The organism is Deinococcus multiflagellatus (assembly GCF_020166415.1).
Classification (GTDB): Bacteria; Deinococcota; Deinococci; order Deinococcales; family Deinococcaceae; genus Deinococcus; species Deinococcus multiflagellatus.
Genome location: NZ_JAIQXV010000015.1, coordinates 114,769 through 125,126 on the forward strand (window position 1 = coordinate 114,769; position 10,358 = coordinate 125,126).

10 protein-coding genes, 1 tRNA gene and 1 pseudogene are annotated in these 10,358 nt (G+C 67.4%); 7 read left to right on the forward strand and 5 right to left on the reverse strand.

Going from position 1 to position 10,358, the window contains the following annotated elements:
* Positions 1-26: 26 nt before the first annotated feature.
* Positions 27-103, forward strand: a tRNA-Arg gene (locus K7W41_RS16460).
* 51 nt (positions 104-154) lie between these two features.
* Here the strand turns inward: K7W41_RS16460 and K7W41_RS16465 are convergent.
* Complete coding sequence (locus K7W41_RS16465) at positions 155-1,126, reverse strand: magnesium transporter CorA family protein (protein WP_318010918.1); 972 nt, start codon at positions 1,124-1,126, stop codon at positions 155-157.
* Positions 1,127-1,135: 9 nt separating this feature from the next.
* Between K7W41_RS16465 and K7W41_RS16470 the strand changes: the two genes are divergently transcribed.
* Together K7W41_RS16470 and xseA are read left to right on the forward strand one after the other, a co-directional pair.
* Positions 1,136-1,504 (forward strand): fluoride efflux transporter FluC, encoded by a 369-nt coding sequence (locus K7W41_RS16470; RefSeq protein ID WP_224610737.1) that lies wholly within the window; start codon positions 1,136-1,138, stop codon positions 1,502-1,504.
* On the forward strand, positions 1,501-2,700 hold the full coding sequence (gene xseA, locus K7W41_RS16475) for an exodeoxyribonuclease VII large subunit (protein ID WP_224610739.1): 1,200 nt from the start codon (positions 1,501-1,503) through the stop codon (positions 2,698-2,700). The genes K7W41_RS16470 and xseA overlap by 4 nt, the downstream gene beginning before the upstream one ends.
* A 78-nt stretch (positions 2,701-2,778) precedes the next feature.
* On the opposite strand, the gene K7W41_RS16480 is transcribed toward xseA, so the two are convergent.
* Both K7W41_RS16480 and K7W41_RS16485 read right to left on the reverse strand, forming a co-directional pair.
* Positions 2,779-3,258: a hypothetical protein gene (locus K7W41_RS16480; protein ID WP_224610741.1), complete on the reverse strand. Its 480-nt coding sequence runs from the start codon at positions 3,256-3,258 to the stop codon at positions 2,779-2,781.
* Between the two features lie 50 nt (positions 3,259-3,308).
* A complete protein-coding gene (locus tag K7W41_RS16485; protein WP_224610752.1) occupies positions 3,309-4,193 on the reverse strand; it encodes a sulfurtransferase in 885 nt (294 codons plus the stop codon).
* A gap of 436 nt (positions 4,194-4,629) precedes the next feature.
* On the opposite strand from K7W41_RS16485, the gene K7W41_RS16490 reads away from it, so the two are divergent.
* Together K7W41_RS16490 and der are read left to right on the forward strand one after the other, a co-directional pair.
* Positions 4,630-5,037, forward strand: a complete 408-nt coding sequence (locus tag K7W41_RS16490) for a hypothetical protein (protein WP_221090176.1) — start codon at positions 4,630-4,632, stop codon at positions 5,035-5,037.
* A 226-nt stretch (positions 5,038-5,263) separates the two neighbouring features.
* The gene (gene der, locus K7W41_RS16495; RefSeq protein ID WP_224610754.1) at positions 5,264-6,583 is read left to right on the forward strand and encodes a ribosome biogenesis GTPase Der; all 1,320 of its coding nucleotides are present in this window, start codon (positions 5,264-5,266) and stop codon (positions 6,581-6,583) included.
* 47 nt (positions 6,584-6,630) lie between these two features.
* Here der and K7W41_RS16500 read toward each other — a convergent pair whose 3' ends face one another.
* Complete coding sequence (locus K7W41_RS16500) at positions 6,631-7,179, reverse strand: hypothetical protein (RefSeq protein ID WP_224610755.1); 549 nt, start codon at positions 7,177-7,179, stop codon at positions 6,631-6,633.
* Positions 7,180-7,214: 35 nt separating this feature from the next.
* Between K7W41_RS16500 and K7W41_RS16505 the strand changes: the two genes are divergently transcribed.
* A complete protein-coding gene (locus tag K7W41_RS16505) occupies positions 7,215-7,772 on the forward strand; it encodes a peroxiredoxin (RefSeq protein ID WP_224610757.1) in 558 nt (185 codons plus the stop codon).
* 67 nt (positions 7,773-7,839) lie between these two features.
* On the opposite strand, the gene K7W41_RS16510 is transcribed toward K7W41_RS16505, so the two are convergent.
* Entirely contained in the window at positions 7,840-9,639 is a 1,800-nt protein-coding gene (locus K7W41_RS16510; RefSeq protein WP_224610759.1) for a copper amine oxidase N-terminal domain-containing protein, read from the reverse strand.
* 161 nt (positions 9,640-9,800) lie between these two features.
* Here K7W41_RS16510 and K7W41_RS16515 point away from each other — a divergent pair.
* Positions 9,801-10,358 (forward strand): annotated as a pseudogene (locus tag K7W41_RS16515) (ATP-dependent zinc metalloprotease FtsH); the annotation flags it as partial.

Here is a 10,358-nt window from a genome sequence, read left to right on the forward strand (position 1 = left end):
CCCGCACCGCACACCCACACGCACACGCACTCGTAGCTCAGCTGGATAGAGCGGCCCCCTCCTAAGGGGCAGGCCCCGCGTTCGAATCGCGGCGAGTGCACCACGAAAAGCCCCCGCCAGCCGGCGGGGTTTTTTGTGTGCGCCCATCTCCCCCTTACCACCAGCCGCGCCGCTTGAACACGGCCGCCAGGGTGCCGCCAATCAGGATGAAACTCAGCCACGCCATCAGGTAGCCGTAGGGGCTTCTCAGCTCTGGCATGTGTTCAAAATTCATGCCCCACACCCCGGCCAGAAAGGTGAGCGGCAAGAACACCACGCTCACGGCGGTCAGGGTGCGCATCACCTCGTTCATGCGCTGGCTTTGCAGGCCCAGGTGCAGGTCCAGCAGGCTGGTCAGGAGGTCGCGCAGGCCGTCGAGCTGCCCGCTGGCGCGGGTAAACGAATCCTGCACGTCGCGGTAGCGCACCAGGTCGGCCGGGCCGCAGTTGGCGTGCCGGCCCAGCAGCGCCGTGGCCTCGCGCGCCTCGGCGGTCAGGCGCCGGGCCTGGGTGATCAGGTGCTTCATGGCGAACACGTCCGCCACCGGATTCTGCTGTCCCTGAAAGACCCGCTCCTCCAGGGCGTCGGCCCGCTCTTCCAGGGCGTCCACCACCGTGAAAAAGGTGTCGGCGGTCTGGTCAAGCAGTTCGTAGGTGACCTCCTGCGGGGTGTTCACCCGCTCGCGGCCGGTCAGGGCCCATACGGCGCCCAGCGCGCGGGTGCCGGCCGTGCTCATGGTGACCACCGCCTCCCCGAACGTGAGGATGCTCAGGCGCTCAGTGAAATCGTCCACCTCCTCCGGGCGGGCGTACGAGCGCACCGTCACAAAGGCGTGCTCCGGGTAGACCTCGGCGCGGCTCCAGTGGCCGCGTTCCAGCACGTCTTCAAGCGCCAGCGGGTTGATGGGAAAAGCGGCGCGCAGCCGCGCGAGTTCTTCGGGGGTCGCGGCCTGCGCGTCCACCCAGATGTCCTGGGTTTCCCCCGCCCACGTCAGAGGCCTGCCGGTACTGAGTTGCCGCGCCTGAATCATGGGCCCCAGGATGCCAGAGTGCGCGGCCCCCACGGGGTGCCGGGGCGAATCTGCCATCCTGTGCGCATGGGACCTTGGCTGTGGGTCATGGTAGGCGGCGCGCTGGGCGCGGGCGCGCGCTACGGCCTGGGCCTGCTGGGCGCGGGGCTGGACAGCCGCAGCGGCTTTCCCGTGACCACCCTGCTGATCAATGTGGGCGGGTCGTTCGCGCTGGGCCTCACGCTGGCGCTCGTGGAACGCGGCCTGTGGCCCGAGGCGGCGCGGCTGGCGGTGGGCAGCGGGCTGCTGGGGGGGTTCACCACCTTTTCGGCCTTCAGTGCCGGGCTGGGCGACCTGCTGGCCTCTCCGGGCCGGGCGGCGGGCTACGCCGGGCTCAGCGTGGGGCTGGGGCTGGCGGGGGCGCTGCTGGGTCGCGCCTGGGGCGGGCGGCTGTGACGCGGCGCAAGAAAGGGGAGACCCGTCCCCCCGAACAGTTTCTGGAACTCTCGGAACTGCTGGCCTATGTGGGCCAGGTGATCGCCCGGGGCCTGCCCGGCGCCGTGTGGGTGCGCGCCGAGATCGCCGCCGTGACCGACCGGCGCCACCTGTACCTGGACCTTGTGCAAAGTGGCGACGAAGGCGAGGTGGCCCGCTGCCGCGCCACCGTGTGGGCCCGCGAGCGCTTTGGCCTGGAAACCAAGTTCCGCCGCGCCACGGGCGGGGGCCTGACGGCGGGCCTGAAGGTACTCCTCTTTGGCGAGGCCACCTTTCACGAGCAGTACGGCTTTGCGCTGAACGTACTGGACATTGCCCCCGAATTCACCCTGGGCGACGCGGCCCTGCGGCTGGCCGAGGGGCGCGAAACCCTGGTGCGCGAGGGGGTCTACGGCCTGAACCGCCTGCTGGCTCTGCCCACCGACTTCTTCCGCTTTGCGGTGCTGTCGCCGCGCGAGGCCGCCGGGCTGGGCGATTTCCGCCGCGAGGTTGATCCGCTGGAGCGCGCCGGGGTGCTGCGCCCGGTGTATCTGGAAGCCACTTTTCAGGGCCCGGCCGCCGCCGCCAGCCTGCGCCGGGGGGTGCAGGACGCCCTGGCGCTTCATACGGCCGAGCCGCTGGACGCCCTGGTGGTGATCCGGGGCGGCGGCGCCGTCACCGATCTGGCGTGGCTGAACGACCTGCCGTTCGCCCGCGCGCTGGCCACTTTTCCAGTGCCGGTGATCACCGGCCTGGGCCACGCCCGAGACGACACCCTGCCCGACGAGGTGGCCTGCGTGCGCACCGACACGCCCAGCAAGGCGGCGACCCTGATTGTGCGGACAGTCGTCGAGGCCGCCGCGCAGGCCCAGGAAGACGTGCGCACCATCCGCACCCAGGCCGCCCAGGTGCTGGTCGAGGCCGAGGCCGGTGCGCAGTGGACCCTGGACCGCGCCCGCCGCGCCGCCGGGCGGCAGGTGGACGCCGCCGCCGCCAGCGTGGACGCCCTGATGAAGCAGGCCCTGGGCCTGACCCCCGCGCGCACGCTGGGCCGGGGCTACGCCCTGGTGCGCGACGCGGCGGGGCGCCCCGTAACCCGCGCTGCCCAGGTGCAGCCCGGCCAGCCCCTGACCCTGGAGTTCAGCGATGGTGTGGCCGGGGTGACGGCCGAGGGTTGACTGGGCGTCGTTGGTCCAGGCGAAAGCAAAACCTGGCGCCCTTCTTTGGGGGTGCCAGGTCTTTGAGGTGCTAGAGCGTTACAGGCGGCGGACGGTGCAGGTGCCGGCCTTCTGCGCCAGATTGGAAAAGGCGCTCAGATTCGGTTCGCCCTCCAAGGCTTTGAAGAGGTTGCTCATGTCTTTTTCCCTTTCGTGCAGCAGCAGGCCCTTGGCGCTGGCCCAGCCAGGACCTTTGGGGAGGGCAAGGCAGATCATGTACCAGGTGTCACCGGCAGGCTGGTCCTTGGGGGTCTCGGTGGGTTGCGCCAGCATCAGGACGTCTTGATCGCCCGAAAGGACCAGCACAGCGTCATTTATTGCCCGGCCATTGGCGGTGTAAAACCAGTCCCCGTCGTCGTACTCCGGGCGGCCCCGTAGGGTGTAGTTCTGCTGAACGTTCAGACCTGCCTTGGTGGTGCCCGTCAGTTCAAAGGTGTCCCCGGCTTTCAAAGGTTCCTGGGGAGCGGTGGCGGCGCAGCCCGCGAGCAAAAGGGTGGAGCAAATGAGAAGCTTCTTCATCACTGGCTCAGAAAAGCATAGATCCCGGTGAGCTGCACCTGCATCCTGGGTTACCCCCGTTGGTGGTCTGTCCCAGTGCCCTCACCCGTCGCCACTGGCCGCTCAGGGTCGCTGATCCAGTCGCTCCAGGACCCGGCGTACAGGCGGTTGTCTGGTCCCAAGGGGACCCCGGCCAGTTCGCGGGCCAGCAAGTTGGGGGTGGCGCTCACTCCACTGCCGCAGTAGGTGATGGTGGGCTGCTCCCCTGTCGCCAGCCGCGCCGCTTGGTCGCCAGCAGGGCGCCAGTGGCCCTGTTCGTCCAGGGCGCCGCTCCAGTCGCGGTTCACTGCACCGGGAATGTGCCCGGCCCTGGCGTCAATGGGTTCCACCTCGCCCCGGTAGCGCGCGGGAGCGCGGGCATCCAGCAGCAGGGTGCCGCTGGGCCGCGCCTGCACGTCGGCCGCCGTGGCCACAAAGTCGGCCTGGACCTGGGGCCGGAAGGTCACGGGGGCATGCTCGGGTTCCGTCAGCGTCACGGTGCCGCTGGCCTGCACCCAGGCGGGCCAGCCGCCGTCCAGCACCGCCACCTGCGTGTGGCCCAGCCAGCGCAGCAGCCACCACGCCCGGGTCGCGTAAAAGCCCTGACCAGTGCGGGGGTCGTCGTAACACACCACCGTCATCTCATTGCCAATGCCCACCGAGCCCAGCCACGCGGCCAGCGCCTCTGGGTTGGGGAGCGGGTGGCGCCCACCCGCACCGTCCGGCTGAACCGGCCCGCTCAGGTCGGTTTCCAGGTCGGCGTAAATGGCGCCGGGTGCGTGACCTTCCAGATAGGCCAGCCGCCCCAGCAGCGGATCGCTGAGGGCGTACCGGCAGTCCAGCACCCGCACCTGTGGGTCGTGCAGGTGAGCCATGAGCCAGTCTGTGGGCACCAGTGGGGTGGGCAGCGGGGTCATGCGGCAGCCTACCGCGAGCCGGACCAAAAGAAAAAACCCGCCTTCTTCGGCGGTGATAAGAACAAGATAGCGCGGTATGCACTCGGGGTCAAGCTCAGCCAGTGGGGGGCAAAAAGACTGTTGCTGGCGGCGTGTGCAGAGCTGCCCTGGGCCAGCTTTTGTATAGCCCCAACCTCTTCGAGCTGGCCTGATTCCAAAAACAAAAAATCCGCCTTGCTCGGCGGTGATGAAAACAAGATAACGCGGTATGCAGGCGGGGTCAAGGTCAGCCAGCGGGGTCGAAAAAAACCGTGCAGGAGAAACGGAATCTCACTGTTTCCCTATCGTCGTATGCACTTGTCCTCCTGCCTGATCACGGGGCGATCACGGGGCCGCCCCTAAGGTGCTGGCAGTTCCCCGGGCCCCACAGGGCGCCCACTCCACAGGAGGCACCACCATGAACAGACTGCTGACCCTTGCTTCGCTGACCCTCTGCGCCGCTGTGCTGGGCACCGCCCACGCCAGCTGCGCCGCCCCCAAGGACATGAACGGCGTGTGGCGCGCCAACGACGGCGGCACCTACTACGTGCGGCAACTGGGCAATCAGGTGTGGTGGGTGGGCATGAGCAGCGACAGCGGCAAGTCGTGGACCAACGTGTTTCACGGCACCCGCACCGGCAACACCGTCAAGGGCACCTGGGCCGATGTGCCGCGCGGCCAGATCAGCAGTGGCGGCAGCATGACCCTGACCCTCAGCGGCGTGAACAGCGTGCTGGGCTTCAAGCGCACGGCCGCCACCGGCAACTTTGGCGGCTCTACGTGGTACATGCCCTGCGACGACGTGATTCTGAACCCGGTGCCTTAAAGGCAGGCTGGGGCGGGCGGCTGGGGGCGCTGGCCGGCGCCTGGCCGCCCGAAGTTGTGTTTCTCTGGGAAGACCGGCTCTCCCTGGCCAAGCCCCGCTTGCCCCTTGCGCCCCCGTGCTAGACTCTCCTTTCGTTGGCGACTTCTCGCCGTGAGAAGACCGGCCAGTTTCGGCGGACCCCAGGCAGACGCCGCCCAGGGTCCGACACCGCAAAGGAGCGTCACAAATGCATAAAGTTGCCATTGTGGGCCGACCCAATGTCGGCAAATCCAGCCTGTTTAATCGCCTGATTGGCCGCCGCGAAGCCGTGGTGGCCGACTTCCCCGGGGTCACGCGCGACGCCAAGGAAGGGCTGATGCTGTACCACAACCACCGCATCACCCTGATTGACACGGGCGGGCTGTGGAGCGGAGACGAGTGGGAAGCCGCCATTCGTGAAAAGGCCGAGTGGGCCATGGAAGGCGCCCAGGCTGTGGTGTTTGTGCTGGACCCACGCGAGGGGCTCTCGGCAGCCGACTACGAGGTGGCTGACTGGCTGCGCCGCCTGGGCAAGCCGGTGATTCTGGTCGCCAACAAGATTGACAGCCCCAAGCACGAGGTCTATATGGCTGAACTGTGGGGCCTGGGCTTTGGCGAGCCCATTGCCATCAGCGCCGAGCACGCGCGCGGCCTGGACGACCTGATGGACCGGGTGTTGACCCACCTGCCCGAAGACGACGAGGACGTGCCGGAAATCGCGCCCATTCGCATCTCGCTGATTGGCCGCCCCAACGTGGGCAAAAGCAGCCTGCTGAACGCCATCACCCAGAGCGACCGCGCCATCGTGGCCGATCAGCCGGGCACCACCCGCGACAGCCTGGATGTGGAATGGGATTACGGCGGCCAGCGCTTTGTGCTGGTGGACACGGCCGGCATTCGCAAAAAGCCCGACACCGCCATTGAGGACTACGCCATTCAGCGCTCGCAGGCGGCCATTGAGCGCAGCGACCTGATCTGGCTGGTGGTGAACGCCACCGACCTGGGCGACCACGAACTGAAGCTGGCGAACCTCGCCTACGACAGCGGCAAGCCCGTGATCGTGGTGGTGAACAAGTGGGACCTCGTGCCCGACGAGGACCTCAAGCGCACGGAAAAGGACCTGAACCAGAAGCTGCACCATATTTCCTATGCGCCGCGCGTGTACACCAGCGCGATCAACGAGTACGGCATTCACGACATGCTGGCCGAGGCCATGAAGCTGCACGAGAAATGGCAGAGCCGCATTCCCACCAGCGAACTCAACCGCTGGCTGGAGGTCTGGCAGATGCGCCAGGCCGTGCCCAACTTCCACGGTAAGAAGCTGAAGATGTACTTCATGACGCAGGTGGAAACCGCGCCGCCCACCTTTGCCATCTTCTGCAACCGCGCCGATTTCGTGACGCGCGCCTACGAGGGCTTCCTGCAAAACCGCATCCGCGAGGACCTGCAACTGGCCGGCATTCCGGTGCGTCTGAAGTGGAAGGAAAAGGGGCCGTACAAGAAGGACAAGAAGAACGACGAGGAGTAAAAGAAAGTGTTGGGACGCGGCTCTTGCATTTAAGAGTCGCGTCCCACTTACATGTAGCCAGCGCGCATAAGGCCGATCTCGTCAAGCCAGACCGAGTAGATGGCAATAGGGCGGCCGTCTGGGTCAGTGATTCTGAGGCAACAGGGATCAAGCTCATTCTCCTCGATCTCGACAGGAATACCCATTTGCTCAAGGGGAGCGATCAGAAGCCGAAAATTAATCTTGGAGTTGAAACAGAGTTCAGAACCCTCCCTGACATCACAGCTGTCATCTGACTTTGTGATTGTTAAGTCCATACCCTTTGACCGTAAAATGTAGTACCAACCCGCACGCTGGACGATTCGAAAGCCCAGCTTCTGATAGAAAAGGGCGCACGTGGCTGGATCGCGACTTTCGAGCAGCAAAGAGGGTGTGAATTCTGCCAATGGTTCAAAGAAGGCCCAGTTGAGGGGTGAGCTGGCGCGGTTCTCCTGCAAGGTGAGGCTTTGATAGATGGCACTGGTGAGCCAATCTTCAACGGATTGATCTGGCTCAAGCGCACTCTGAACCTCTTTCAGGAGGTGAATGGGGAGAGCAACAGTGCGGGTCTCGTCCATATGCCTGTCAGTGTAGGGTGGCCTATCCTGCCCCCATGACGGACCTGCATGCCCTCCCCGCCGACCTGCCCGCGCCCGTGGACGACGGCGCCTGCGCCCACCTGCCGGGCCAGCGGCTGCCAGCTGCGCCCCTGCCGGGCACCGACGGGCGGTCCCACGATCTGTCGGCCTTGCCGGGCCGCACGGTGGTGTACGTGTACCCCAAAACAGGTCGCCCCGATGGAGCCATGCCGGACGACTGGGACCAGATCCCCGGCGCCCGGGGCTGTACCCCACAAAGCTGCGCGTTTCGGGACCACCACGCCGAACTTCAGGCTGCAGACGCGCGGGTCTTTGGCCTGAGCGTGCAGCCCACCCCCTATCAACAGGAGGCTGCTGAACGCTTGCACCTGCCTTTCCCATTGCTTTCGGATGAAGAGGGAACCTGGAGCCGCGCCCTGGGCCTCCCCACCTTCGAGGCCGGCGGCGAAACCCTGCTGCGCCGCGTGACCCTGATCCTGCGGGACGGCGTAATCGAGCACGTCTTCTACCCCGTCTTCCCCCCAGACCGCAACGCCGCCGACGTGCTGGCGTGGCTGGCGGCTCACCCCTAACGCCAGAAGCGGAGGCCCCCGCCCCCGCTCCTTTCTCCATCACCCATCACCTTTCACCCATCCACCCTCACGGCTGGTACGTCTTCGTGATCCCCCCGTAGCCGCTCAGGCCACGCGTGCGGTAAAAGACGAGGCTGATCGGCAGGTTCGAGCCGCTGCTGGGCACGAAGTCAATGTTCAGGCGGTCGGACTGCGCGCGCCACAGCAGCACCGGTTCGTCGGGCTTCAGGGCGTTGCCGGTGCGCGGCAGCTTGATCGTCTGGGTGATGGGGCCGTCCTGGATATTCATGGCCCCCCGGTACAGACCGCCGCGGGGGCTCAGGGCCACGGCAGTGCCGGCCGCGCCGTTCACTTCCAGGTCGTACAGCACGCCGTAATTGCCCGCCAGCCGCACCCCCTGGCCCGTCAGGGCGTCGGTGCCCGTCAGGGCGGGGTCCACCTGTCCGTCGCCAATCACAATGCGGGTGGGGAGCGCGCCCAGGTTCACGCGCAGGGTGCGCACGGCCTGTGGAAAGGTGCCGCGCACATGGCGTCCGTCGGGCTTCAGGTAGGGCAACTGCTGGGCCACCTGCGCGGTGGGCGGCAGGCCGTCTTCCAGAATCAGAAAGGTCAGGTCCACCCGGCCTGAGGTGCTCAGGTCCTGCATGACGTTCACGCCGCTGCCCGGGTTCAGGGTGGGGCTGGCGTACACGGCCGCCGCCTGCCCCGGGGCCAGGGTCAGGGTGGTGCCGCCGCCCGAGGCGAAGTATTCCAGCAGGGTCACCTGCCCCAGAATGCTTTCCAGGCGGGTGGGCGCCGTTTCACCGAGGCGCTCGGTGCGCACTTCCACGGGACGGCTTTCCAGGTTGCGGGCCATCACGTACAGCCGCGCGGGCTTGCCCAGGCCGTTCAGGTGGTAGGCCAGCAGCCGGGCCCGGCCCGCCACGCTGTCCTGGTACAGAATGCCGCTCTGGTCGGGCACCTCGGGGCTGTCGCTGAACAGCAGTGGGTAGCTGGGCCCCTCCACCGGGGTCGCCAGCGCCGAGGGGTAGGTCAGGATCTGCGGGTCGGGAAACGCGTCGCCGGGCTGGGCATACTTCAGGGCGTAAGTCAGCGGCGTATCGATGGGCGTGCCCTCCACGCGGATGGTGCGGGTAAAGGGCGCGCTTTGCAGGCCGCGGCTGTTGGTGACCGTCAGGCCAATGGTGTAGGTGCCCGGCTGAAAGAACACCTCCTGGCGGCCGTTCCACTTGCGCGCGGTGATATCGGCGCCGTCCGGGTCAAAGGGATATTCGGTGTACACCACCCGTTCGCCGGGGGCATAAACCGTCTTGTCGGTGGAAAAGCGGGCCTGCGGGATCAGCGGATTGCCGCCGTCGCGCAGCGCGGTCAGCGTAAAGGTGCGGCCATCATCGGTGGTCAGGTTGGCGTTCAGGGCGTCGGCTAGGGTGCGCGCGCTCACGTAGGTCACGCCGCCTACCAGGGCCACGGTCCCGGCGGGCTGCGGCACCCCAGCCAGCGCCGCGGTGTTGGCGCGGGTGTCAATGCTCAGGCGGGCCAGTTGCACCACACTGCCGTTGCCGGGCATGGTCTGGCCCAGCAGGGCCGCTGTTTCGCGCAGCGGCAGCATGGTGCGCCCGCCCAGCAGCCGGGGCGGGGCCAGCCACTGGGTGGGGGTGCCGTTCAGATAGGCTGCGCGGTCATCCGGCGTAAAGGTCAGCTGCACCGACCCCAGCAGGGGCTGCGCCGCGTGGGCCGCGGGCGCCGCCAGGGTCAAGGTCAGGGCCGGGGCCGCCGGGGCCAGCAGGCCCAGCAGGGCCAGGGCGCGCGTTCGGAAGCGCTGGGCCGCCAGGGGCGACAGGGAAAGGGGCAGACGGGCAAACCGCATCCGCCGAGTATGGCCCGCCAAGCTGACGCGCGTCTTCCGTGACGTCCCGGCCGCGCCCCGCCTGACCGTACCCTTAAGGAGACAACCCTGGGAAGGTCCCTCGCAATTGGCCCGGTGGCGCTCCCCCTACACTGGGGCATGGTCCCAAACAGGAGAGGCGCGTGAAGCGGTCCATGTGGTGGTGGGGCGTGGCGGCTGTGGTCACGGCGCTTCTGGTGCTGGCCCTGTGGCCGCGTGGCCGTCAGGACGACCTGAACCTCACCGATTTTGCCCAGGCCCTGAACCGGGGCGAGGTGCAGAGTGCCGTGATCGCCTACCAGAACGGCACGGCGGTGGTGACGGGGCAACTGGGTGACCAGCCCTACCGCACCCGCACCCTGGCCGCCGATCCCCTGCTGAATCTGGACACCCTGCAGGCCAAGGGCGTCAGTGTCTCCTACGCCGCGCCGCCGCGCCTGAGCGTGCTGGGCACCCTGAGCCTGCTGCTCACCCTGGCCCTGATCGTGGGGCTGGTGATTCTGCTGCTGCGCGGGCGCCAGGGCGGCGGGACCGACGCGGCTGGAAACTTCGGGCGGTCAAAGGCGTCGGTGATCGGGGAGGGGCAGATCAAGCTGACCTTCGCCGACGTCGCTGGCTGCGACGAGGCCAAGACCGACCTGCAGGAAGTCGTGGACTTCCTGCGCCAGCCCGAGCGCTACCACCAGCTCGGCGCCCGCATT

What these genes read in the sequence shown, in the direction of transcription:
- der (WP_224610754.1), top strand. Translation starts at nt 5,264, where the DNA reads ATGCATAAAGTTGCCATTGTGGGCCGACCCAATGTCGGCAAATCCAGC.
- K7W41_RS16470 (WP_224610737.1), top strand. Translation starts at nt 1,136, where the DNA reads ATGGGACCTTGGCTGTGGGTCATGGTAGGCGGCGCGCTGGGCGCGGGC.
- K7W41_RS16485 (WP_224610752.1), bottom strand. Translation starts at nt 4,193, where the DNA reads ATGACCCCGCTGCCCACCCCACTGGTGCCCACAGACTGGCTCATGGCT.
- K7W41_RS16480 (WP_224610741.1), bottom strand. Translation starts at nt 3,258, where the DNA reads ATGAAGAAGCTTCTCATTTGCTCCACCCTTTTGCTCGCGGGCTGCGCC.
- K7W41_RS16465 (WP_318010918.1), bottom strand. Translation starts at nt 1,126, where the DNA reads ATGGCAGATTCGCCCCGGCACCCCGTGGGGGCCGCGCACTCTGGCATC.
- K7W41_RS16510 (WP_224610759.1), bottom strand. Translation starts at nt 9,639, where the DNA reads ATGCGGTTTGCCCGTCTGCCCCTTTCCCTGTCGCCCCTGGCGGCCCAG.
- K7W41_RS16505 (WP_224610757.1), top strand. Translation starts at nt 7,215, where the DNA reads ATGACGGACCTGCATGCCCTCCCCGCCGACCTGCCCGCGCCCGTGGAC.
- K7W41_RS16490 (WP_221090176.1), top strand. Translation starts at nt 4,630, where the DNA reads ATGAACAGACTGCTGACCCTTGCTTCGCTGACCCTCTGCGCCGCTGTG.
- K7W41_RS16500 (WP_224610755.1), bottom strand. Translation starts at nt 7,179, where the DNA reads ATGGACGAGACCCGCACTGTTGCTCTCCCCATTCACCTCCTGAAAGAG.